13 protein-coding genes are annotated in these 24,315 nt (G+C 63.2%); 5 read left to right on the top strand and 8 right to left on the bottom strand.

What is annotated here, in order from left to right:
- Window positions 1-94: 94 nt before the first annotated feature.
- Entirely contained in the window at window positions 95-1,180 is a 1,086-nt protein-coding gene (gene sepH, locus ACUIAI_RS02520) for a septation protein SepH (protein ID WP_110412702.1), read from the top strand.
- Between the two features lie 22 nt (window positions 1,181-1,202).
- Here sepH and ACUIAI_RS02515 read toward each other — a convergent pair whose 3' ends face one another.
- Window positions 1,203-2,426, bottom strand: a complete 1,224-nt coding sequence (locus ACUIAI_RS02515) for an alkaline phosphatase family protein (protein ID WP_445342538.1) — start codon at window positions 2,424-2,426, stop codon at window positions 1,203-1,205.
- A gap of 112 nt (window positions 2,427-2,538) precedes the next feature.
- Between ACUIAI_RS02515 and ACUIAI_RS02510 the strand changes: the two genes are divergently transcribed.
- Window positions 2,539-5,172 (top strand): DNA gyrase/topoisomerase IV subunit A, encoded by a 2,634-nt coding sequence (locus ACUIAI_RS02510; protein ID WP_445342537.1) that lies wholly within the window; start codon window positions 2,539-2,541, stop codon window positions 5,170-5,172.
- A gap of 17 nt (window positions 5,173-5,189) precedes the next feature.
- Here the strand turns inward: ACUIAI_RS02510 and ACUIAI_RS02505 are convergent, their stop codons facing one another.
- The 4 genes from ACUIAI_RS02505 to ACUIAI_RS02490 form a co-directional block, all read right to left on the bottom strand.
- Window positions 5,190-10,121: an ATP-dependent helicase gene (locus tag ACUIAI_RS02505; RefSeq protein WP_445342536.1), complete on the bottom strand. Its 4,932-nt coding sequence runs from the start codon at window positions 10,119-10,121 to the stop codon at window positions 5,190-5,192.
- A 47-nt stretch (window positions 10,122-10,168) separates the two neighbouring features.
- Window positions 10,169-12,526, bottom strand: coding sequence for a DNA gyrase/topoisomerase IV subunit B (locus ACUIAI_RS02500; RefSeq protein ID WP_445342535.1), 2,358 nt, complete (start codon window positions 12,524-12,526; stop codon window positions 10,169-10,171).
- Between the two features lie 129 nt (window positions 12,527-12,655).
- On the bottom strand, window positions 12,656-14,080 hold the full coding sequence (locus tag ACUIAI_RS02495) for an RNA polymerase sigma factor (RefSeq protein ID WP_445342534.1): 1,425 nt from the start codon (window positions 14,078-14,080) through the stop codon (window positions 12,656-12,658).
- Between the two features lie 113 nt (window positions 14,081-14,193).
- A complete protein-coding gene (locus ACUIAI_RS02490; protein WP_445342533.1) occupies window positions 14,194-14,802 on the bottom strand; it encodes a DUF4192 family protein in 609 nt (202 codons plus the stop codon).
- Between the two features lie 191 nt (window positions 14,803-14,993).
- Here ACUIAI_RS02490 and ACUIAI_RS02485 point away from each other — a divergent pair, with 191 nt between their 5' ends.
- Together ACUIAI_RS02485 and ACUIAI_RS02480 are read left to right on the top strand one after the other, a co-directional pair.
- On the top strand, window positions 14,994-16,229 hold the full coding sequence (locus ACUIAI_RS02485) for a polyprenyl synthetase family protein (RefSeq protein ID WP_445342532.1): 1,236 nt from the start codon (window positions 14,994-14,996) through the stop codon (window positions 16,227-16,229).
- Entirely contained in the window at window positions 16,222-18,453 is a 2,232-nt protein-coding gene (locus ACUIAI_RS02480; protein WP_445342531.1) for a protein kinase domain-containing protein, read from the top strand. Before ACUIAI_RS02485 ends, ACUIAI_RS02480 begins: the two co-directional genes overlap by 8 nt.
- Before the next feature lie 25 nt (window positions 18,454-18,478).
- Here ACUIAI_RS02480 and ACUIAI_RS02475 read toward each other — a convergent pair whose 3' ends face one another.
- Window positions 18,479-19,168, bottom strand: a complete 690-nt coding sequence (locus ACUIAI_RS02475; RefSeq protein ID WP_254477064.1) for a lysophospholipid acyltransferase family protein — start codon at window positions 19,166-19,168, stop codon at window positions 18,479-18,481.
- Window positions 19,169-19,216: 48 nt separating this feature from the next.
- Here ACUIAI_RS02475 and ACUIAI_RS02470 point away from each other — a divergent pair, with 48 nt between their 5' ends.
- On the top strand, window positions 19,217-19,762 hold the full coding sequence (locus ACUIAI_RS02470; RefSeq protein ID WP_445342530.1) for a hypothetical protein: 546 nt from the start codon (window positions 19,217-19,219) through the stop codon (window positions 19,760-19,762).
- An 82-nt stretch (window positions 19,763-19,844) separates the two neighbouring features.
- Here the strand turns inward: ACUIAI_RS02470 and trpD are convergent, their stop codons facing one another.
- Together trpD and secA are read right to left on the bottom strand one after the other, a co-directional pair.
- A complete protein-coding gene (trpD, locus tag ACUIAI_RS02465; RefSeq protein WP_110412691.1) occupies window positions 19,845-20,945 on the bottom strand; it encodes an anthranilate phosphoribosyltransferase in 1,101 nt (366 codons plus the stop codon).
- 229 nt (window positions 20,946-21,174) lie between these two features.
- Window positions 21,175-24,129, bottom strand: coding sequence for a preprotein translocase subunit SecA (gene secA / locus ACUIAI_RS02460; protein WP_445342529.1), 2,955 nt, complete (start codon window positions 24,127-24,129; stop codon window positions 21,175-21,177).
- Window positions 24,130-24,315: the final 186 nt, after the last annotated feature.

Here is a 24,315-nt window from a genome sequence, read left to right as displayed (position 1 = left end):
TACACGATTTCAAAAGCACGTAAAATACCAACCGTAGGGCACAATGGAAATACCTGAGGCCGTGTAAAGGAACCGTAAGAGGATAGGGGCGTGCATGTCTGAGAATGGGACCAGGATGGCCAGCTTTGACCATGTCGACGACAGGGGCGATCTGGTCTTCGTCTGTGACCACCGGCACTTCGCCGTAAAGGTCGACGATGCGCTTGATCGCGCCATTCTTGAGGCCAAGCAGGTCAGGGAAGAAGAGGACGTGGACCCCCAAACTGGCAAGTCCAAGCCACTGCCTGTCTCTGCCATTCAGGCGGCTGTGCGCGCCGGCGCCCGCCCCGAGCAGGTGGCACAGCAATACGCTGTCAACGAAGCGCTGGTACGGCGTTTCGCGGCTCCGGTGGAGACCGAGAAGAAGTACGCCATCGAGCAGTTCCTGACCATGCCGGCGCCCAAGGGGTCAGGCGGGCGTAACTACCAGGAACTGATAGGCAAAGTACTGGCCCGTGCGGGGGTCAGTCTGGCACAGGTTTCCTGGCAGGCCACCAGGCGAGGGTACGAACCTTGGAATATCAACGGGGTGTTTACCTTGGACAAGCGGATCTTCAACGCCCACTGGGCCTGGAACATGCATGACAACACCGTGACCTGCCTGAACGGGGCGGCCAGGATGCTGCTGGACGATTCCGCAGACGACCATGGACAGGAGCGGCCCGCCTGGGACCAGGGTCGCGCCGAAGAGATCGACGACCAGACCGACAGGCGCCCTCCAACCCAGGACGATACCTTTGCCAAAATCGAAGACGAGGAAGATGACCGTGAAACGGGCGACCAGGAAAATGGTGAGCGTCAGGCGGCGCTCACGGCCTGGCTCTATGGCAAACCCAAGGAAGGCCAGGAGCGGACAACCGAACGAGAGCTCAACCACCCCCGTGCCGAGCTGACCGAGGACCCTGACACGGCCGAGCATCCCCCAATCAGGGACACCGAGTCCACTATGGTTTTGCCCGTTCAGAACCATGGACAAAGCCAAGCTGACCAGGAGCAGCTTCAGCAGCCGGATCAAAGCGATGATGCCAGTCAGGACGATCAGGAGGACGAGCCCAAGGAGGGTCGCCGCAGCAAACGGGCCAAAAAGCACTCCGGACGGTCGGCCGTACCCAGTTGGGACGAGATCCTCTTCGGTAAGTAGCTGAGCACTTTATCCCAGGCGGTCAGACCAGATCGATTAGGCAGGGAATCTGCGTCTCCAAACGGGTCCAAGAGCCGTGGACGCCAGGCAGCCTGGTCGCCGCATCAGTCTGATCGGCCGAATTCACCAGAGTGACCCGGTCACCGGCCAGAACCAGAAGGTCGCCGATCATGGGGCGAATCCGAGCGTCCACAGGGCCAAAGATTCCCTGTTCGATGGCTTGGTCCCGGGTCATCACCCAGGCCCGCTCCCCCAGTCGCTCCTGCCAACGGGCGGCCACGACCCGAGAATCCGCCCCCTGGTCCAGATAGAGCATGACCGCCCTGGGCTCGCCGCCCACCAGTCGCACATCCCGATTCAGCTCCGGGTCCTGGGCGATGTCAATGCGCTGATCCGGATCAGTTTCGATCATGCCGTGATCGGCTACGATCACTGTCAAAGTCCCGGCTGGCAGGCGGCGATGAAGCTCGGCCAGCTGTGCATCGGTCACTTCGAGAGCGGCCACCCATTCTTCGCCCTCCCAACCGCTGTGGTGGCCCACCTTGTCCACATCGCGAATGTAGAGGTAGGTCAGCCCTGGCTGGCGGGCAGCCTGACAGGCGGCCAGGAGACGCTGGCGGGAGTGGTTGTGGGCCAGGTACTCCCCGCCGCGCAGAGCCGCACGGGTCAGGGCGGAGTCACGAAAACGAGGCAAGCCCGAAGAGGTCACCCTGACCCCCTGCGCCTGGAGGGTCTCGAAGACAGTTGGACGGCGTTGCAGACGTTCGGGGTCCTGGGCCCCTCTGAACTGGATCATCTGGCCAAGCTGGCCGGTGTCGGGGTTCAGCTGGGTATAGCCGGTCATGCCGGTCAGCCCAGGGCTGGTTCCGGTGCCGAATACCCCCATAGCCGCCACAGTGGTCGAGGGCAGACTGGTGTAGAGGGGACGCTGATTGATGGGTTCGGACAGCAGCGAGCGCAGGTAGGGCACATGGCCCTGACGGCTGACCAGGTTCCAGAATCCCAGCCCATCCACTAGGACGACGACAACCGACCGGGCATCAGGCAGTTCCAGGGCCTCCTGGAGGGCCTTTGCAGACGGATGCACGTCGGTGGCCACAGGCACTCCCAGGCATGCGCTCAGGGCGGGCAGGACGGCAGACAGATGCCGAGGTCCGCCAACATGATTGTCCCCCGCCTGGTCCCCGTATTGGATAGGCAGACTCGGCTCCAGCAGTTCCTTCATGTCAGGTGTATCCAGACCCATGTCTTCCATTCAAGCACGGTCAGACCCCAGGCCGACACCGAACCCAGCAGGCACGCTTTGGCGGACCGTCCGGTTATCATAAGGCGGAACGTGAAGGAGCAGGAGCTGGAGCATGGCAACTCATCGCAGGAGCAAGGCAGCGGGGTACGACCCCCGGCAGGTCAAGGAGCACATCGTCGAAACCCCTCTGAACGAGGAGATGAGCAAGTCCTTCCTGGAATACGCCTACTCGGTCATCTACGCCAGGGCCCTGCCCGACGCCCGTGACGGACTCAAGCCGGTCCAGCGACGGATCATCTACCAGATGGGCCAGATGAACCTCAACCCGGACCGCCCATACATGAAGTCAGCCAGGGCAGTGGGCGAGGTCATGGGCAAGCTGCACCCCCATGGCGACTCATCCATCTACGAGGCCATGGTCCGCCTGGCCCAGCCCTTCGCCATGCGCCTTCCCCTGGTCGACGGCCACGGCAACTTCGGATCCCTGGACGACGGACCGGCGGCCTCCCGCTACACCGAGGCCAGGCTGGCCCCGGCGGCTCTTGGCATGAATGCCGACATCGACCAGGACACGGTGGACTTCTCTCCCAACTACGACAACAAACTCAAGGAGCCCCAGGTCCTGCCCTCGGCCATCCCCAACCTGCTGGTCAACGGAGCCTCGGGCATCGCCGTGGGCATGGCCACCAACATGATCACCCACAATCTGGGCGAGGTGGTGGCCGCCGCCAAGTATCTGATGGCCCACCCGGACGCAGGGCTGGATGAACTCATGCGCTATGTACCCGGCCCGGATCTGCCCGGCGGCGGGATCATCGTAGGGCGGGACGGCATCCGCAAGGCCTACGAGCACGGCCGGGGGGCCTTTGTGACCAGATCCGTCACCCACCTGGAAAACGTGACCGCCCGAAAGAAGGCCATAGTGGTCACCGAGCTGCCCTTCATGGTGGGCCCTGAGCGGGTTCTGGAGCGCATCTCCGAGGGGGTGCGCAACCACAAGCTGGAAGGCATCTCCAGCGCCATCGATCTGACCGACCGGCACAACGGGACCCGCCTGGTCATCGAAATCAAGACAGGATTCGACCCGGCTAAGGTCCTGGGCAAGCTCTTCAAGTACACGCCCTTGGAGGACTCCTTCACCATCAACAACGTGGCCCTGGTCCACGGACGGCCCAGAACCATGGGGCTCAAGGAGCTGCTGGAGGTCTGGGTGGAGCACCGGCGCACGGTCATCCATCGGCGCAGCGAGTTCCGCCGCAAGAAGGCCCTGGAGCGTCTGCACCTGGTCGAGGGGCTCCTGCTGGCCCTGGTCGACATCGACGAGGTCATCCAGGTCATCCGCAGTTCGGACGACGCGGATGCGGCTAAGGCCAAGCTGATGGCGGTCTTCGACCTGGATCAGACCCAGGCTCAGTATATTCTCGACCTGCGGCTGCGGCGGCTGACCAAGATGAGCAGGATCGAGCTTGAGGGCGAGCGCGACGACCTCAAGAAGCAGCTGGAAAAACTGGAGCGGATTCTGGACTCCTCGGCCGAGCTGGACCGGGTGGTCATCCAGGAGATGGATCAGGCGGTGGCCCAGTGGGGCACACCCAGGCGCACGGTCATCCTGGACCAGGAGCCATCCGGAGATCTGGCCCCTGTGCAGTCGGCGGCCAGTGATCAGCAGACCGCTCAACAGACCACCAGTAAGGCCAGTGCTGGCCGAAAGGTTGCACTGGCGGTCAACGGAGGAACCAGCCGCAGCGAAGATGGTGGCGATCTGCACATGGAGGACAAGCCCTGCACGGTCATGATGAGCGCCACCGGACTGCTGGCACGCAGCACTCCAGGCGCCCTGGATGCATGGCGGTCCCGGCCACGCAACCAGGACCGTGGGCATGACGACCAGATCATCGCCATATTCGCCACCACCACCCTGACCACATACGGCCTGGTCACCACGGCTGGACGGCTGATCACCGCTCCTGTGGCCGACCTGCCGCAAATCCCGGCCACCGCCAACCCCAACCTGAGCGGAGGCATCGTGGCCGACGAGCTCCTGAGCGGAACGGCTAGCACCGAACCCCAGGCCGACGAGCACGCCGTCACCGTCATCAACATGACCGACTCCCGGCCTCTGGCACTGGGCACACGCCTGGGCAAGGTCAAGCGCTGGAACCGCGAGTCGCCGACCACCATGGACTCCTGGTCGGTCATCGACCTCAAGGATGACGACCAGGTGGTCTTCGCAGCCCCCTGCCAGGACGGGGACCGCATGGTCCTCATCTCCTCGGATGCCAGCCTGCTGACCTTCACCGGGGACAAGGTCCGACCCCAGGGCCGCAATGCAACAGGCATGGCGGGCATACGTCTGGCCCAGGACTGCCAGGTCGCCACCTTCGCGGTCGTACCGGCCGGGGAGATCGGCTGGACTTACCAGGAGACCGGCGAGGATGGCATGAGCACCCAGGCCGGGGCCGTGGTCCTGACCGTGGCCGGCGACTCCGAGGCCCTGCCAGGCACCGAGAACGGATCGGCCAAGCTGACGCCGCTGGAAATGTATCCGGTCAAGGGCCGTGGCACGGGCGGTGTGCGCTCCCAGCGCTTCCTCAAGGGTCAGGACACCCTGCTGCTGGCCCGGGTGGGCTCCTGGCCCCTGCACGCCAGCACTGCTGCCGGATCGCCGGTCGAACTGCCCGACGTGGACATGCGACGGGATGCCTCCGGCCAGGAACTGGCGGCACCTATCGCCTTCGTGGCATGAGGACGCTCAGCAAAGGCTCAGTAGAGGGCCATGCCGCCCGGCCCGGCCGTGAATCCGGCAGCGGACATGGCCATGCCCACCGGTTCGCGCATAGTCAGGGGTCGGCCATTGGCATCACTGAAGAGAATGCGTCCCTGCCCGCCCCGCCTCAGCCATGAGGCCAGCTGGGCGAAGGCAGCCTCCAGCAATCCACGGTCCGGCTTGCCGAAGACCAGTAGATGATGACCCTTGGGCGCCGCATAGACCAGGGCGCGGCCTCGATTCTGCACCATGAGGTTCCCCATACGCCGAATGGGCCGACCACTGCCATCCCCCGATGTGGTTGGCCAGGCAAGAGCCGTGCCATATAGGTTGGCTGGATCGGTCACGTCCATGACCACGGGTTCGGGGGGCCGCTGCTCGGAATCATCGTTAGCGCGCTCATCCTCTTGGAAGCCTCTGAGCTGGTCAATCACCTCCCGGGGGGCGAACTGGGCGCCGCCGAAACCGTCAACGATGACTCCGCGCGTCAGCTGGCCGGCCTCCTCCATGCGTCTGCAGACCTGATAGAGGGCCGAGAATCCGCCAGGGAGGGACCGCACTTCAGACAGTACCGGAGACAGGAGCCCATAACGGTCCAGGATGGCTTGCTCCTCGTGGACCAGGCGGACGGTCCGCTGCCGGTCATCGTCCTGGCTACCTCTGAGCTCGTCGCTTGAATCAGCCTTGCGAGTCCCTGACGCACCTCCCGCTGCTCCGCGCTCATCCGCAACCAGAGTCCAAAACCCCTCCGCAGCCGCTGACAGCGCTGATGAGCCGGTTGTCCGCGTCAAGGCCGAACGACCCAAGGGCCTGCCTCGTCCACGCAATCCATGGGGCAAACGGCGGGTCCTACCTGAGGTCTGTGAGCCTGACCCTCGGACAAGGCGCCGTACTGGAGCCAAGGAGGCGTTGGTGACCATTCCACGCCTGACCAGCCACCAGAGCGACCGGGCCAGAGCCTCCTGGTCGGGGGCCTCAGAATCAGTAGAATCAATGTCACTCCTGCCCCGACCGGCGCAGGCTCGCAGAAGCCGATCGAAGCGGTAGGCTCCGCCATCAGCCAGAACACCCAGCAAGGCCCCTTCCAGATCGCCCACGTTGCTCGAGTTGCTCGACTTGTCGGCCTCATCCGTGACTGGTAAAGAACCGGCAGCTTGTGCTGGCAGCTCCTCATCTAGGTCCTCGGCCAGATAAAAGGTCATGGCGCCCAGAGGCCCCTCGCCCTGTTCGGAACCCACCCAGACCACCTGGCCCGCGGCCAGCAGATCGTCCATCAATGCGGGACCATAATCACGCACCCTGGCCGGGAAGATGGCCGATTCCCAGAGCGCAGGCGGAAGAGCCAGCCCTTCCAGTTGCCCGACTACCTCCAGCAGCCCATCAGTGCCCATCAGGGGTTCCTGACCGAGGGGGGCCAGACCCTGCCGATGAAGAAGAAAGTCGCTGTAAACATGGCCGGGAACGGGGCTGGCGGCCTTGCTCGCCTTGGCCAGGGACCTCGAGCGCAGCCGACGGAAGACCTCTGGATCCAGCCATCCTCGACGGGGTTCGCCTCCCTCCCATCCGGGCTCACCATAGGCACTCAGGTCAGGACGGGGGAAGACCCCGGTCATGAGTAGCTCGCGTGCGACCATGGAACGCAGTCTGTCCTCCAAGAGGGCACTGCCCAGGCCCAGGTGGCCAGCCAGGTCCGCGGTGGTGAACGGCCCATGGACTGCAGCGTATTGCCTGACCAGCTGGTCGAAGGCCTCGCTGTCTGATTCCTTTGTTGACTGGACGAATGGCTGGATACCTGGGCCCAGGACCGCCGTAAGCCGCCCCGCCTGACCAGCCCATACCCAGCAGTCGCGAGCGCCTAGCCTGATCTGTACCACCCTGTGCTGGGCCTTCAGCTCTTCCAAAATGACACGAACCTGTGCCTCCGTCGCCGGTTCGTCCTCCTGCCCGTGCATGCGCCGACGAATCCCCGCCAAATCCATGGGGCCCAGGATGCGTAGCAGGTCGGCCAATCCTTCGACCCCCTTGGCCCGGGTCCTGGGCGAGAGCCGCTGCAAATCAGCGGTCACCTGGTCTACTGTCTCCTGGTCCAGAAGGTCGGCCATGTCCACCTGGCCGACCATCTGCTCCAGCAGGTCGGAGTCGATGGCCAGCATGGCGGCATCGCGCTCGGCCTTGGGCATGTCGTACTGGTACATGAAGGTACCCAGGTAACCGAAGAGCAGCCCTGAGGCCATGGGAGAGGGGGTCTTGGTGGAGGCCGGGACCAGACGGACGCTCCCCTGCTCCAGGTCGGCCATCAGCTCGCGCAGGGCAGGCATGTCGTAGACGTCCTGCAGGCACTCGCGCATAGTCTCCAAGACCAGAGGGAAGTCATCCTCCTTCAGGGCTGCATCCAGCAGACGGGAGGCCCGTAGACGCTGCTGCCAGAGCGGAACCCTGCGGCCGGGCTCCATCCTGGGCATGTAGAGCGAGCGGGCTGCGCACTGGCGGAAGCGGGCTTGGAAGAGCGCAGAGCCAACCAGATGCCGTCGAACCTCGCGTTCCACCTGATCGGGGGTGAATCCGAATATTCGCTGATCTTCCAGGAAGGCATCCGTGTCTGGAATCTGCACGACAATGCCGTCCTCGCCTGCCCAGACGGATCCGTCATAGCCACGCTCGCGGGAGAGCCGTGCGGTGATGGCCAGAGCCCAGGGCTCGTTGACCCTGCGTCCGTATGGCGAATGGAGGACCAGCCTCAGGTCGCCCTCCTCGTTGGGGCAACGCTCGACCACCAGATGGCGGTCGTCGGGCACCTGGCCCGTAGAGGCCTGCTGCTCGGCCAGAAAGGCGGCCAAATTGTTGATAGCAGGATAGTCCAAGCCGTCCTCCAACAGACGAGAGCAGACGGCTTGAGTGAAGCCTGGCCGACCGGAGGCGGTCTGGACCGCCGGTATCAGACCCTGGGACAGTTCCCTGGCAAGCTTGCCCAGGCGACGGCCGAAGGCAGGGTCACGTCCAGTGCCTTCACCATGCCAGAAGGGCAGTCTGGCTGAGCGTCCCGGAGCGGGTACCACCACCACACGATCGCGGGTGATCTGCTGGATCCTCCAAGAGGTGGTACCCAGGGTGATCACGTCTCCCTTTCGGGACTCATAGACCATCTCCTCGTCCAGCTCTCCTACTCGACGGGGTTTGCCGCCGGCGGCCTCTGAAGGCATGACCACACTGTAGGAGCCACGGTCGGGAATGGTGCCTCCGGAGGTGACCGCCAGGCGTTGCGCGCCGGGGCGGGCCGTCAGGGTACCGGTCTGGTGGTCCCAGACCAGGATGGGGCGGAAGGCGGTGAAGTCCTGGGAGGTGTAGGCCCCGCTGAGCATGCCCAGCACCGCCCGGTAGACCTGCTGGTCCAGGTGGGCGAAGGGCGCGGCCTGTCTGACCGTGGCCAGCCAGTCCCCCTCCTTGAGCGGCCCCATGGCGGCCGCTGCCACCGTCTGCTGGGCCAGAACATCCAAGGGGCTACCGGGCATGACGGTGGGTTCGATGTCGCCCTGGACCATGCTTTCCATGCTGGCCGTGCACTCCAGGATCTGCCCTCGGGTCAAAGGGAAAAGTCTGGCCTGCGATACCCGTCCCACTTGATGGTCGGCCCTGCCGACCCGCTGTAGCCCCGAGGCGGTCGACAGCGGGGCGTTGACCTGGATGACCAGATCGACCGAGCCCATATCGATGCCCAGCTCAAGGCTGGAGGTGGCCACCACGCACCGCAGCCTGCCGGCCTTGAGATCATCCTCCACGTGGCGGCGGCGCTCCTTGGACACCGAACCATGGTGGGCCATGGCAATGGGTTGGTCGACAGGCTGGCCGGATGTTCTCTCGGAGGTGGACCCGGTGGCCGAATCGTAGTGGGCGGGCTCCCTGGCCTGCACAACCCTGCCCGTGGTCCGGTCTGTTTCAGGGCACAGACCTGGCTGGTCCTGCCCACTGCTGCCTCGCCTACAGTGGTTGGGCGCTTGCAGATCGGACTGGTGCAGGTCATTCAGCCGGGCGGTCAGGCGCTCGGCAAGACCTCTCGAGTTGACGAAGACCAGGGTGGTGTGGTGGGACAGGACCTGGTCCAGAATGGCCCGTTCGACGGCTGGCCAGATGGATCCGCTTCTTTGGTCGCCCTCCTGACCCTTCTGGCCGGATTCGCCGGGCGGTGCAGCCAGATCGCCCATGTCCTCCAAGGGCTCGATCAGCCGCAGGTCCATGGCCGTGGACGACTTGGGCTGGATCAGGCTGACCGGACGGCTGCCGCCCAGAAAACGTGCCACCTTTTCGGGCGGCCGTACCGTGGCCGACAGGCCGATCCGCTGCACGGGCTGCCCAACCAGATCGTCCAGCCGCTCCAGGCTCAGGGCCAGATGAGCCCCGCGCTTGTTGCCCGCCAGAACGTGGATTTCGTCCACAATAACGGTCTGCACATTCTTCAACGTGCTGGCTGCCTTGGAGGTCAGCATCAGATAGAGGGATTCAGGGGTGGTGACCAGAATATCCGGGGGATGGGCGGCCAGGGCCCTGCGGCCGCGGGCGTCGGTGTCCCCGGTGCGGATGCCCATCCGGACCTTGGGCGCTTTGCGTCCCTGCTGTTCGAATCGCTCGGCCATACCGTCCAGCGGAGCCTGCAGGTTGCGGGCCACATCCGTCCCCAGGGCCTTCATGGGCGAAATGTAAAGCACGGCGACCCCAGGCTTCCGGGAGCGCCGAGGCATGGTCATGAGCTCGTCGATGGCCCAAAGAAAGGCAGCCAGGGTCTTGCCTGACCCGGTGGGCGAAATGATCAGTGCATCACCGCCTGAGCGGATGGCCGGCCAGGCCTGCATCTGGGTCGGCGTGGGCCCGTCGGGAAAGGCCTGGCGGAACCAGCCGGCCGTCTGCGGGGAGAAATTATCCAAGGGATCGCCCATATGCGTCACACTCCTCTCCCCGTCCTTTGGGCCTTGCTGAAGGTCGATCAGGTGTCGATCTTGCTCCGGTCGAAGTCGTCGGCATTGTCCACGATGAACTGCTTGCGGGGCGGCACGTCGTCGCCCATGAGCAGGGGGAAGATGCCGGCCGCCTGAGCGGCATCCTCCATGCGGATGCGGCGCAACATGCGGGTCCGGGGATCCATGGTGGTGTCGGCCAGCTGGTCGGCGTCCATCTCGCCCAGACCCTTGTAGCGCTGCACATCGGGATTGTAGTCGATGTGCTTGGCCCGCAGGTCGGCGAGCTTGCCCTCCAGCTCATCGTCCGAATAGGTGTAGATGAACTTCCCCTTGTTCTTGCCTGCAAGCGCGATTCGATGCAGGGGCGGCACGGCAGCGTAGACCCGCCCATTCTCGATCAAGGGCCGCATGTAGCGGTAGAAGAGGGTCAGCAGCAGGATGCGGATGTGGGCACCGTCCACGTCGGCATCGGTCATCATGATGACCTTGTTGTAGCGGGCCTGGTCGATGTCGAAGCTGGCCCCCGAGCCGGCGCCGACCACCTGGATGATGGAGGCGCACTCCTTGTTGGTCAGCATCTGGGACAGGGAAGCCTTCTGCACGTTGAGGATCTTGCCTCGGATGGGCAGCAGGGCCTGGAACATGGAGTTTCGGGCTGCCTTGGCCGTACCCAGGGCGGAGTCGCCCTCGACGATGAACAGCTCGGCGATGTCGTCGTTGCCAGGCATGGAATCCGAGAGCTTGGAGGGCATGGAGGCCGACTCCAGGGCGTTCTTGCGTCTGGTGACCTCCTTGGTCTTGCGTGCCTGGACGCGGGCGTGCATCTCGCCGACGATCTTCTCCAGCACCTGGCCGGACTGCTCCTTGAAGCCGCGCTTGGAGCCGCTGATCATCTGGCCGAACTGGTCGTCGGTCATCCGGGTGACGATGGGCTTGACCTGGGCCGTACCCAACACGTCCTTGGTCTGGCCCTGGAACTGCGGCTCGGCGATACGCACGGTGACCACGGCCACCAGCCCGGCCAGGACATCGTCTCGCTCCACCTTGGTGTGGGAATCCTTGAGGTTGACCTTGAGGCGGCGGGCGTTGGCCTCCACGGCCTTGCGCACCTGGCGGGTCATGGCGTTCATGAACCCGTCCACATGCATGCCTCCGCCGGGCGTCTCCACCACATTGACAAAGCTGCGAACGACTGAATCGTAATCGTTGACCCAGCGCAGGGCGATATCCACCCCGCAGACGCGTTCCACCTGCTCGGCGTGCAACTCACCGTCCGAGCCCACCCGCTGGGTCTCCTCCTGGTAGGTGTCCTGGCCGCTGATCCGCCAGATGTCGCTGACCGGCTCGCCCTTGGACAGGAAGTCCACGAAGTCCGTCACCCCGCCGGTGTGCAGGAACTCCTCCACGCGCTGATGGCCGGACTCGTCCTCCGGCTGCAGCATGGCCCGGTCGGCCCGCTCGGTGGCCGAAAGGTCGGCATCATCCGGCTGCGCGTCCTCGGCACGTTCGCCTTCGGTGCCTTCTTCAGAGAGATCGTCGCTGTTGGAAGATCCATGAAGGTTTCCCCGATCGTCCTGAACGTTCTGATTGTCCGGCTCCGCAGCGGATTCGCCGTCAACCTCCAGGCGCAAGTCCTGTTCGGCGCTTCCTGTGGCGGGGATGCGGTCGTCAATCACGGTGATCTTGAGGCCGGGCACCAGGAAACTGGTCTGGCGCACCCGGTCGATCAGCTGGGCGTAGCTGAACCGGGCCGTGGGGTTGAAGATTTCCGGGTCGGCCCAGTAGCGCACCCTGGTCCCGGTCCGGGACTTGGGCACGCTGCCCACTACTTCCAGGGGTGTAGGCCGGTTTTTCCTGGTGCGCTTGAAGGGCGAGTCAGGCGAGGGCCGCTCCGGATCAGGGTCCTGGTAGATGCCGGGATGACCCTGGTGGAAGCGCATCCGGTGGGTCTTGCCATCCCTGTCCACCTCCACGTCCAGTCGGGAGCTCAGGGCGTTGACCACCGAAGAGCCCACGCCGTGCAGGCCGCCCACAGCCGTGTAGGAGGAGTTGCCGAACTTGGCACCTGCGTGAAGCTTGGTCAGGACCACCTCCACGCCGGTCAGCCCGGTTCGAGGCTCAATATCGACGGGGATGCCCCGGCCGTTGTCGTCCACCTCGATGGAGCCGTCCTTGTGCAGAATGACCTTGATATGGTCGCACTGGCCGGCTAGGGCCTCGTCCACGGCGTTGTCGATGATCTCCCAAAGGCAGTGCATGAGCCCCTGGCTGTCCGTGGTCCCGATGTACATGCCTGGACGTTTGCGCACTGCGTCCAGGCCATCCAGGACCGTCAGACTGCCGGCACCATAGGACTTTCCCTTTTCAGGCTTTTTCGCCACCATTTACCTCGCCGTTCACCTCTTGGCGCCCAGGGGACACGGGTCCTCGCATGGGCGGTCGCTTACGCACCGATGACCATTTCTAGCAAGGAGGCCTCGACAGCATCCGGACCTCCCCGCCGGGCGCAGAGGTCACTGATCCAGGAAGTCACGCAGGGTCTGCGAGCGCGAAGGATGCCGCAGCTTGGACATGGTCTTGGACTCGATCTGGCGGATGCGCTCACGGGTGACCCCGTATACGCGGCCGATGTCGTCCAGGGTCTTGGGCTGCCCATCCTCCAGGCCGTAACGCATCTTGATGACGCCGGCCTCGCGGGGGCTCAGGGTCTCAAGCACCTGCTGGAACTGCTCCTGCAGCAGGGAGAAGGCCACAGCATCCGAGGGGGCGATGGCGTCGGTGTCCTCGATCAGATCGCCGAACTCCGAGTCACCGTCCTCGCCCAGAGGGGTGTGCAGGGAAATGGGCTCGCGCCCGTACTTCTGGACCTCCTGGACCTTCTCGACGGGCATGTCCAGCTCACGGGCCAGCTCGTCGGGGGTGGGCTCGCGACCCAGGTCCTGCAGCATCTGACGCTGGACGCGGGAGAGCTTGTTGATGACCTCGACCATGTGAACGGGCACACGGATGGTGCGGGCCTGGTCGGCCATGGCACGGGTGATGGCCTGACGAATCCACCAGGTGGCGTAGGTGGAGAACTTGTAGCCCTTGGTGTAGTCGAACTTCTCCACCGCACGGATCAGACCCAGGTTACCTTCCTGGATCAGGTCCAGGAAGAGCATGCCTCTGCCGGTGTATCGCTTGGCCAGGGAGACCACCAGTCGCAGGTTGGCCTCCAGCAGATGGTCCTTGGCCTTCTTCCCGTCGTTGGCGGCCCACTTGAGCTCGCGGCGGCGCTTGAAGTCCATGCCCTCGCCTTCGGTGTCCAGCAGATGCTGGGCATAGAGGCCGGCCTCGATACGCTCTGAGAGATCCACCTCCTGTTCGGCGTTCAGCAGGCTGACGCGGCCGATCTGCTTGAGGTAGTCCTTGACGGGATCGGCAGTGGCGCCGGCGGTGACCACACGACGCTTGGGGTTGCCTGAGGGAGTGACATTCTCATCGTCATCGGAATCGTCGACGACGAAGGCGCCCTTGACCTTGGCGGCGAGGGCATGGGCGGCCTTGCGGTCCTCCTCGGCCTCATCCTCGACCTGGTGGGCCTCGTCCTCCTCCTGATCGTCCTCGTCGGGCTCGTCCTCCAGCTGATCCTCGCTCTTGTCCAGCTGGTCGTCGTCCTCCTGGTCCTCGAGCAGGTCCTCGTCGGGCTCCTGCTCCTCCGGCTGCAGGATGGGCTCCTCTTCGACCTTCTTCTTGGTCTTGGAGGCCGGGCGACGGTTGGTCTTGGCCGTCGAAGTGCTGGCAGTGGCGGTCTTGCGGGACGCGGTCTTGCGGGACGCCTTGCTGCTGCTGGTCTTGGACCTGGTGGCGGTCTTGGTCTTGCCGGCGGTTGAACTGGTCCGGCCCTTCCCGGTATCCACTGCGGCTGTCTTGGCTGACTTGGTGTCCTTCGTGGCCAAATTCTCCTCCTGGATCATCCCACCCGCCGACACTGCTTTCAAGGCACAGCTATGGCAAGGTCAAATCTTAGACTCACTAAGTGAACCACCCCAGGGGGACGATTATTCCCGATTCAGCCCGATTGCCTCCAGGCCGGGTCGATGCCGCGGCCGATCAAAGCCAGGACGATGGCGGCCAGACTGCATGAGCGGTCGTCGGAAAGAGCTTCCTTGGCGAACCCGGATGCCCGGGATCCCCCATTCCACCAGTCGACGTAGGCCGCGACCGCCAGGGGCTGGGACCGAAACCCCAGCGGAACCTGATCAGCTATGGCTTGAAGCATGGCCAGCCCGGCCCGGCAACGCGGATGGTCCGGCCGCGTGGCAGGGTCCTTGAAGACCGCATCCAGAATGTTGCAGAGCGCCGTCACATTGGACGCATCGTTGGGACGCACACACAGGTCCAGCAGCCGGTCAGCGTGCAGACCAGGCTCAGGCGCCAGGATTGACAGAATCAGCCCGTCGCGTATGGCCAGGGTTTCCTTGACGGCCACAGCCAGACGGTCCGCCGAGTCGGAGTCCAGAGGCGGGTGCGCCTGCTGCCGCCCCCTCAAGCCGGCAGTCCAGTCTGTCAAGGGTTGCTGGAGCCATCGCCTGTCAGCATTTTCCACACCCCATCGTCGTCGACCCTCTCGATAGTTCTCCACCAGTTTTGTCATGCCGTGTTCATATGAATCGTTCATGCCGTCATCGCCTCCCATCCGCTCCCGGTCTGTGGTCCGGGGAGCCTAGGCACCATCCTGAACCAGTTGGAACCGTTAGGAAGACCACAGCCGATCATGTGGTCAAATGGGGTCATCCATCCACCATGGTCCTTGCAGCCATGGGCCTTGCAGCCTGCCTGCTGGGCAGATATGCGGATAGGCTCTAAGGCATGAAGAGCGTGACTGCAGCACGGGTCGAACAACGCATGGAGGAACTGCTCCGGAGCCGATGCGACCACCTGACTGCTCCAGAGCCCGGACCGGACCATCCCCTGGATCAGAACCCCTCACAGGGGGCTTTGCAGGAGGTCATCCACCAGGCAATCGAGGCAGGCCGTGGCGGCAAACGACTGCGCGCCCTCCTGCTCTGCGATGTCTGGCGGGCTCTGGAATCCGAGCAGAATCCGGACCGTGAACAGGCGGCAGTGGACCTTGCCTGCGCCTTGGAGGTCTATCAGACCAGCGCCCTGGTCCACGACGACATCATCGACGGCTCCCCCCGTCGTCGGGGCCGTCCTGCCGCCCATCTGGCCCTGAGCCGGTCGGCCGCCGGAAACGATCCAAGCGACCGGCTCCCCGCAGGCCCCGATGCCCGTGGCACCGGCCTGGGCATCCTCCTTGGCGACCTGCTGGCATCACTGAGCACAACCATGGCCCTCCAGGCGGCTGCCGACCTGCCTCAGGAATCGGCCATCGGCAGAGCCTTTCAAGCCATGCAGACGGCCGTGGTCACCGGCCAGATCCTGGACATGGGTATGGAAGATGCTCCACTGGACGATCCGAAACGCCTGCGCAGTCAGGCCCTGCACACCATGGCCTGGAAGACCGCCTCCTACACCACCATGGCCCCCCTGGCCCTGGGCCTGCTGGCTGCCGGAACGGACCTGGAGGGACACAAAGATTCGGTACGCGCCCTGGGCCTGGATCTGGGTCTGGCCTTCCAGCTGGAGGACGATCTGCTGGATGTGGCAGGCGACGACCGCCACACCGGCAAACCTGTGGGAGGCGACATCCGTGAGGGCAAGCGAACCGTCCTCCTAGCTGACACCCTGGCCATGGTCGATCCTGATCAGGCCAAGGAGGTCCGCCGGCTGTACAATTCCCCCTCCCAACGCCGCAAGGATACACAAGTGAATATGGTTCGTGACCTGATGCGCTCCTGCGGGGCCGTGGAAGCCAGTCGTCGACGCATTGCAGGCCTGTCCTCCCGAGCCCAGGCCCGAGCCCAGGCCCTGGCCGATGCTCTGCAGCTGTCGACAGAGGGCCGAGCCATCTTCCTCAAGGCCTGCCGACGCTTCCTGCCGCTTGCCACCACCGCCGGGTATCATGAACGTGTATCTTCCATTGATGCCGAGGCCGGTCAGGCCTCCGAGGTGCAGAGGGCCGGACAAGACGAGCATGAGTGAAGCAGACGAGAGGACCAGCGACCGGATCATAGACGGGCGCTACCGCATTCTGCGCGAGATTGCGCAAGGTGGCATGGCCACGGTCTACGAGGCTCTGGACCTGCGGCTGTCCAGACATGTGGCTGTCAAGATCATGCACACCATGCTGGCCCAGGGGCCACATAGGGCCCAGTTCGAGGAGCGCTTTCGCCGGGAGGCCAGGTCAGCGGCTGCCATCGCCAACCCCCACATCGTCCAGGTCTACGATACCGGTGTCGACCAGGGGCTGGACTACTTGGTTATGGAGTATGTCCACGGAATAAGCCTGCGGCGGGACATGGCTCGGCAGGGCGTCTATCCCCTGAAGGAGACCCTGCGCATCGTGGGCGAAATCCTGGACGGCCTGGCCTCCGCCCACCGAGTCGGCGTCATCCATCGCGACATCAAGCCGGAAAACATCCTCATCAACGACCGCGGCCACGTAGAAATCACCGACTTCGGACTAGCCCGCGCCGCCGCTCAAGCCACCCTATCTTCGACGGGTATGCTCATGGGCACGGCCGCCTACCTGGCCCCCGAAACCATCGAGAACAACGAGGCCTCCCCCCAAAGCGACCTTTACGCCGTAGGCATCATCGCCTACGAGATGCTGACCGGCACGGTCCCCTTCGCCAGTGACAATCCGGTAACCATCGTCTTTAAGCACGTCCACGAGGACGTCCCCTCGCTGGCCAGGGTCTGCCCCGGAATCGACCCATCCGTAGCCGCCCTGTTCTCCGGACTGACCGACCGCTCCCCCGAAAATCGCCCAGACAACGCAGGCAAGGCCCTGGAAAGTCTGAGAAAGGTGGTCAGGGGGCTGGACCGGCAGGCCATGGACTACATGTTGCCTGCAACAGCTGCAACAAGCGGAGAGCCCGAATCCGCCATCGCCGGAACCCCTGGACACCACCCTGAGATGCCCGAATCGCCAACTCAAAAAGCTACAGCACCTAGCGACGATGCCGAAGATGCAGCCACACAGACCATTGCTGCAGCAACCGACCCGGAGGGTTCAGATACGGTCCCGGCTGTGCCCGCACCACCTGAAACCGATGCGAACGCAGCAACCAGACGCTATAGGCTCAACGACGTGGACACCCCCTCCAGGGCCGAAACTACAACTGTTCTGCAGCCTCAGGACATAACAGCTTCCCCCGCCGATATGGCTGCCGTACCGGCTTCCGTCCAGACAATGCAGCAAGGCGCTGCAGAGACCAAGCCCAAGCACCGGCATCACGGCTTGATCATCGTGCTGGTAGTTCTGCTGGTGCTGGCCCTGGCCGGAGGCGGCGGTGGCGCCTGGTGGTACTACCTAGGCCCGGGCAGTTATTACGCCCTGCCCAAGCCAGATGACATCTCCTGCTCCGAAAACCAGGAGTGCAAGATTATCGGTGCCGACTACGCCAAGTTCGCCCGCACCCTCAAGGTCGCAGGCATCGATGTCGACACCGACTACAACTTCAGCGACCAAGTGCCCAAAGGGGCCATCATGGCCGCGGATCCCGATACCGTTGGAGCTCGCATCAGCAAGCGGGGCGGCAGACTCAACCTAACCGTCTCCAAAGGGGTTCGCCAAGCCACGGTGCCCAAGGACATCCTCATTCCGGACACCTCCAACGGCAAGGACCCCTTGAAAGCCCTGAAGGCGGCTGGATTCGACAAGATCGACCATGACTCCTCCAAGGACCAGTACTCCATGGATATACCCGAGGGAGCGGCGATTTCGGTGGAGCCGGCCCCAGGGACCAGGACCCGACACGATACCAAGGTCAGCCTGGTCCTGTCCAAGGGTCGGATGCCGGTGGCCATGCCCGACATCATCGGCAAGGCCAGGGATGATGCCAAGGCGGCCTTGGAAGCCCTCCGGCTCAAGGTCAACTACAGCGAGAACTGGTCAGACACGGTCCCCCGCAACCAAGTGATTTCCGCCTCCCACCAGGCCCAGGAACAGCTTCACTGGGGTGATGCGGTCAACGTAGTGATCTCCAAGGGACCGCAGTCCATCACCATGCCCGACGTGAAGGGCAAGAGCCAGGACGAGGCCACCCAGATCCTGCAGGGATACGGACTCAAGGTCAACATCTCAGCGCCGCTGGGCAACCTGACCCACACGGTGCGAATTCAGGACCCCAACCCCGGCACCCAGGTCAAGGTGATCAATGATGACGGCTCGCCGGCTGTCGTGACCCTGACTGTGGTCTGACTACGCTACTCCTTGCAGTTCGTCGTCAGCCCAGTTCTTCTTTGCTCTCATGTGCCTTGATGACCTGGGCATACACATCCACGTAGCGCTGCCCGCTCATCTCCTGGATCTCCTGCATGATCCTGTCGGTCAGGTTGCGAATCTCCTCGTGGGTGAGGCTGTTGACCGGCATGTAGGGCACAGTAATGGGCTTGCCGAAGATGACCTTGGTCCTGCCACGATGCGGAAGCACATGGCCGGGCTCCTGAAGCTGCCGGGTACCGATGATGGCGGTGGGCACCACTGTCGTTCCAGTCTCGAAGGCAAGCCGCGCCGCCCCGGTGTGCCCTCGGTAGAGCCTGCCGTCAGGGCTGCGCGTACCCTCCGGATGGATGCCGAAGATGTGCCCGTGCTCAAGGATGGAACGTGCGGTTTCCATAGCTCCCAGCGACTTGGAGCCGCCCGACCTGTCGACGGGGAAGACTCCGACCGAACTGAACCACCACTTCTTGAACTTGCCCTTTATTCCCTTGCCGTTGAAGTACTCGGCCTTGCCCATGAAATGGATCATCCGCGGGCAGGTAATGGGTAGGAGGGCATCGTCGATGACGGCCAGGTGGTTGGAAGCGATGATGGCAGCCCCCTGCTTGGGAATGTTCCCCGTGCCTTCAACGGTCGGTTTGAACCATGTACGCGCCAACGGACCGAGCAGTTTGACGAAGAACCAGTACAGCACAGAGACTCCTTGGTAGCGAATGCGTGCGGCCGAGGTTACGATGGTTCTATGACCGAGCACAAGCATAACGACGCCGGGAATCAGTATAACAGCGAGGCGGGAACCGGGTCCTCACAGGGGAACGATGAGTGGGCGGACTTCCTGAACTCGCACGCTGACGAGCTAGGTTCCCTGGAATCGTCCAGGACAGCCAAGGAATTCGAAAAGAAGGCTCGAAAGTCCGAGAAGAAGGCGGCGCTGAGGGCCGAGGACTTGAAGCGCGACTCCTTCGTCGGCGGCTCCGGACCGCGCGATTTCCAAGGCAGGAGCTGGCTTGACACCGAGGAGGTCATGGACCAGTCGTCGAACTTTGTTCCGCCTAACCCCGACCTGAGCGACCTGGGCAAAAGGCGGATGGCTTTCATCATCATGACGGTGCTGGGCCTGGTCTGCTTCTTCCTGACCATCTTGATCCCCCGCTGGTCCAGCTTGACCGGCCTGCTGGCGGGCCTGCTCCTGCTGATAGGCATCGCAGGATTGATCATCGACCGGAAGAACTTCCGCGATGCCTCAAGCGGCCTCTTCGATGATGACAATCGGTTCTATCGGCAATGATGCTGTGGGCCGCCAATACGTTCGGGCCTCGCTGGCAGAAACATCAGCCAGCGAGGCCCGAACAGTTGTGGCAGCCGCGAACTTACACCAAGACCGGACGATGTGCCCGTTCCTCTTGCTGGCAGCGGGTTTGCGCTTCCTGGGCTCCGTGAATCCAGGCGGCAAGCAGGTCGGCGGCCCTGCCCTGGTCCACAACTTCCGTAGCCAGTTGGTAGGCCTGGGCAAACCGGACGCTCAGGTCGGCTTCCGGACCAGCATCAATCTGCGTGCCGTCTGCCACGATGGCCGACGCTGCATTGAGCAGGGCCGTTGAACGGGAAGGAACCGACTTTCCACCCAGGAAGTCCCTGACGACACTGGCGTTGAAGGCTGGATCGCCGCCGCGCAGGTCATCCAGATCCACCGGGTCAATACCTAGCTCACGAGTCGGGTCGAAGGACCGCTCTTTCACCTTGCCCTGGTGGATCTCCCAAATGGAAACCGGGCCTGTCGGGGCCATCTCGTCAAGGCCTTCGACCGAGGTGTAGACCATGCCCTCCTGACCGCGTGAGGCGTAAACCTGGGCCATCATGGGGCTCAGCTGACGCTGGGCACATCCAATGGCCACATAGCGCGGGTTTACCGGGTTGGTCAAGGGTCCCAGCAAGTTGAAGACGGTCGGGATGCCCAGCGACGAGCGGACAGGTCCTGCAAAGCGCATGGCAGGGTGGAAGGTCTTAGCAAAGACGAAGGTGATGCCGAAGCGGTCAGCCATAGCGGCAACCTCCTGCGGCGGCAGATCCAGGGGAAGACCCAGCTGTTCCAGACAGTCGGCGGTGCCGCTCTTGCTAGATGCGGCCCTGTTGCCGTGTTTGACGATTCTGACCCCTGCTGCGGCAGCCACGATGGCGCCCATAGTCGACAGATTGACCGTCGCCGCCCCATCGCCGCCGGTGCCGACGATGTCGGTCACGTCGCCACTGACCTTCAGCGGCACCGCATGACCCACCATGGCCTTGGCAGCCCCTTCGACCTCCGGGCTGGTCAGCCCCAGGGTGGACTGCATGGACAGGACGGCGCCTACCTGCACCGGGTCGGCATTCCCATCCATCAGGTCGTTCATGCACCACTCGGCCTCATCCGCGCTCAGGTGTCGACCGGACACCAAGGAGTTCAGGACGGATTTCCAGCTAAGCGGCCGCATGATGACTCTTTTCCTTTGAAGAAGCGGGGCCGGATGCCCCGCTATTTGCTCTAGGTTTACTGCCCAGCCCCTCCCCTGCACAAGGCCATCCCATATTTTGGTCACTTTGCTACCAATATATGAAAGTTTACAATCCAATATATGGAAACGGCCACCGCCTTGCGTGCGATGGCCGTCAATCAGATCAGCAACCCTGCCTGGGCAGTTCGCTGGCGATTACGCGTACCTGTCATTTCTTTTCGTTCTGGCCGTGGCACATCTTGTACTTGCGTCCAGAACCGCAGGGGCAGGGGGCGTTGCGAGGTGTACCTGGGAAGGTGCGGCCATCGGCCCAGGGCGAATGATCTTCTACGGCCTTTGGCCTCTTATTGGCAGGAACCTTGCCCTCGGCATGACTGATGGGCGCAGGCCCGACTGGGGCCGGGGCGCTAGCATCATCAGCCTCGCTAGCGTCAGCGACATCCTCGGAAGAGTCCTTATCGGAATCCTCTTCCGAATCCTCCTGGATGCTGCCAGCAGGAGCACCTTCATCACGCTCCTCGGCAGTCTCGTCGATGTCAGTGGTCTCGTCCTCGGCATCAGGCTCTTCAGGCGCCTGATAGTTGACCGGCTCGGATTGGCTCTCCTCGTTCTCCTTGCGCTCCTCGCGGGCCCGCCGCTCGTTCTCCTGGCTGGCCGCTATCTGTTTGAGGTCCACGTTGAAGAGCAGCTGCACGGTCTGCTCCTTGATGGCATCGATCATGGAGTTGTACATCTGGTAGCCCTCGCGCTGGTACTCCACCAGAGGGTCACGCTGACCCATCCCGCGCAGGCCGATGCCGTCCTTCAAATAGTCCATCTCATAGAGGTGTTCACGCCACTTGCTGTCCAGTACGGATAGGACCACCTGGCGCTCCAGTTGCCTGGATCCCTTCTCGCCCAGCTCATCCTCACGCTCCTGGTAGATGGAATCGGCATCCTCCACGACCTTGTCAGCCAGGGCCTTAACGGCCTTGTCGCCTTTCAGGTCCTCCAGAGAGTCCATGGTCTCATCCTGATCAAGACTGATCGGATACACGGAGGCCAGCGCCTTCCAGAGCCCGTCGGCATCCCATTCCTGTGGCTTGTCCGAACCGTTCTGAGCCCCGCGGATGTATGAGGTCACGGTCTCGCGGATGAAGCGGAGGATGTCCTCGTGAATGTCCTCACCCTTGAGCACGGCCTGACGCTCGCCATAGATGACCTGACGTTGCTTGTTCATCACGTCGTCGTACTTGAGCACGTTCTTGCGGATCTCATAGTTGCGGGATTCAACGGACTTCTGCGCGTTGCGCACACCTTTGGAGACACTCTTGGTGCCAATGGGTTGACCTTCGGGCAGGCTCTTGGAGGACATCATTCGGGCCACCAGCTGGGTGTTGAACAAGCGCATCAGGTCATCCTCCAAGCTCAGATAGAACCTGGATTCACCGGGGTCGCCTTGACGGCCGGAACGGCCGCGCAACTGGTTGTCGATTCGGCGGGACTCGTGCCGCTCGGTGCCCAGCACATAGAGGCCGCCCAGCTTGACGACCTCCTCATGCTCGTCCTTGACCTGCTCCTTAACGGAGTCCAGCATCTTGGGCCAGCGCTTCTCATACTCCTCTGGTGTGTCGTCAGGCGAGTAGCCCTGCTCCTTGAGCTTTTGATCGGCAAGGAACTCCACGTTGCCGCCCAGCATGATATCGGTGCCGCGTCCAGCCATGTTGGTGGCCACGGTCACGGCCCCCTTGCGCCCTGCCACTGCCACGACCGCAGCTTCACGCGCATGTTGTTTGGCGTTGAGAACCTGGTGGTCGATGCCGGCCACGTCCAGCAGGGAGGAGACCACCTCGGAGGACTCCACGGATGCGGTACCCAGCAGGATGGGCTGGCCCTTGGCATGTCGCTTGGCAACATCGCGGACGATGGCGGCCAGCTTCTCCTTCTTGGAGCGATAGATCAGATCGTCCTGATCCTTGCGGATCATGGGCTTGTTGGTGGGGATCGGCAGTACGCCTAGCTTGTAGGTATTCATGAACTCAGCGGCCTCGGTCTCGGCCGTACCGGTCATGCCCGCCAGCTTGTCGTACATACGGAAGTAGTTCTGCAGGGTGATGGTGGCGAAGGTCTGGTTTTCGGCCTTGACCTCCACACCCTCCTTGGCCTCGATGGCCTGGTGGAGACCCTCGTTGTAGCGACGTCCCTTAAGCAGACGGCCGGTATGCTCGTCCACGATCAGCACTTCGCCGTTCTGGACGACATAATCGCGGTCGCGCAGGAAGAGCTCCTTGGCCTTGATGGCGTTGTTCAGGTACCCGATCAGAGCGGTGTTAGCAGGCTCGTAAAGGTTGTCGATGCCCAGGTAGTCCTCCACCTTGGTGATGCCGGGATCCAGGATGCCGACGACTTTCTTCTTCTCGTCGACCTCGTAATCCTCATCCCTGGTGAGCTTGGGGACCAGCTTGGCGAACTGCCGATACCATCGGGTCACGTCGCCCTCGGCCGGGCCGGAAATAATCAGAGGAGTTCGAGCCTCGTCGATCAGGATGGAGTCCACCTCGTCCACGATGGCGAAGTGGTGTCCGCGCTGAACCAGCTCGTCCTTGTCCCAGGCCATGTTGTCACGCAGGTAGTCGAAGCCGAATTCGTTGTTGGTGCCGTAGGTGATATCCGCCTGGTATTGCTTGCGGCGCTCGGCGGGACGCTGATCGGTGATGATGCAACCCACGCTCATGCCCAGGAAGCGGAAGATGCGCCCCATAAGCTCGCTTTGGTAGGAGGCCAGGTAGTCATTGACTGTGACCACGTGCACGCCCTTGCCCTCCAAAGCATTCAGATAGCTGGGCAGGGTAGCCACCAGGGTCTTGCCCTCGCCGGTCTTCATCTCCGCGATGTTGCCCCAGTGCAGGGCCGCTCCACCCATCAGCTGGACATCGAAATGCCGCTGGCCCAGGGTGCGTTTGGAAACTTCGCGGACCGTGGCGAAGGCTTCAGGCATCAGGGAATCGAGGGATTCGCCGTTCTCCAATCGCTGCTTGAACTTAGGCGTCTGCGCCTTGAGCTCCTCATCACTCATGGCCGAGATCTGATCCTCGAAGGCGTTAGTCGCCTTGGCCACCCCCTGAAGCTTGCGAATCTGACGACCCTCGCCCATACGGAGGACCTTGTCCAAGACTGCTACCACGTTGCGCTCCCTACCGTTCCTTTATGGCCTTCACACGCCCTCAGCCGGCGTAGGCCCAGACCTTGATTATCTTACGCGAATGCACCGATTTTCTCGAAACGGATTGTTCCAGAAACCCAACTGCGGTCTTGGCAGCCGGACCGGGCATTGAAGAAGGGCCATTCTCCGGAGGTCAGACAACCTGCC

This window comes from Bifidobacterium sp. ESL0827 (assembly GCF_052606685.1).
Note: the sequence above shows the minus strand (reverse complement) of the source record. Positions and strands in the feature narration are given on the sequence as shown.

Coding starts and splice junctions, on each gene's coding strand:
- ACUIAI_RS02485 (WP_445342532.1), top strand. CDS start 14,994: ATGAAGAGCGTGACTGCAGCACGGGTCGAACAACGCATGGAGGAACTG.
- ACUIAI_RS02505 (WP_445342536.1), bottom strand. CDS start 10,121: ATGGGCGATCCCTTGGATAATTTCTCCCCGCAGACGGCCGGCTGGTTC.
- ACUIAI_RS02490 (WP_445342533.1), bottom strand. CDS start 14,802: ATGAACGATTCATATGAACACGGCATGACAAAACTGGTGGAGAACTAT.
- ACUIAI_RS02510 (WP_445342537.1), top strand. CDS start 2,539: ATGGCAACTCATCGCAGGAGCAAGGCAGCGGGGTACGACCCCCGGCAG.
- trpD (WP_110412691.1), bottom strand. CDS start 20,945: ATGCGGCCGCTTAGCTGGAAATCCGTCCTGAACTCCTTGGTGTCCGGT.
- ACUIAI_RS02480 (WP_445342531.1), top strand. CDS start 16,222: ATGAGTGAAGCAGACGAGAGGACCAGCGACCGGATCATAGACGGGCGC.
- ACUIAI_RS02515 (WP_445342538.1), bottom strand. CDS start 2,426: ATGGGTCTGGATACACCTGACATGAAGGAACTGCTGGAGCCGAGTCTG.
- sepH (WP_110412702.1), top strand. CDS start 95: ATGTCTGAGAATGGGACCAGGATGGCCAGCTTTGACCATGTCGACGAC.
- ACUIAI_RS02500 (WP_445342535.1), bottom strand. CDS start 12,526: ATGGTGGCGAAAAAGCCTGAAAAGGGAAAGTCCTATGGTGCCGGCAGT.
- ACUIAI_RS02470 (WP_445342530.1), top strand. CDS start 19,217: ATGACCGAGCACAAGCATAACGACGCCGGGAATCAGTATAACAGCGAG.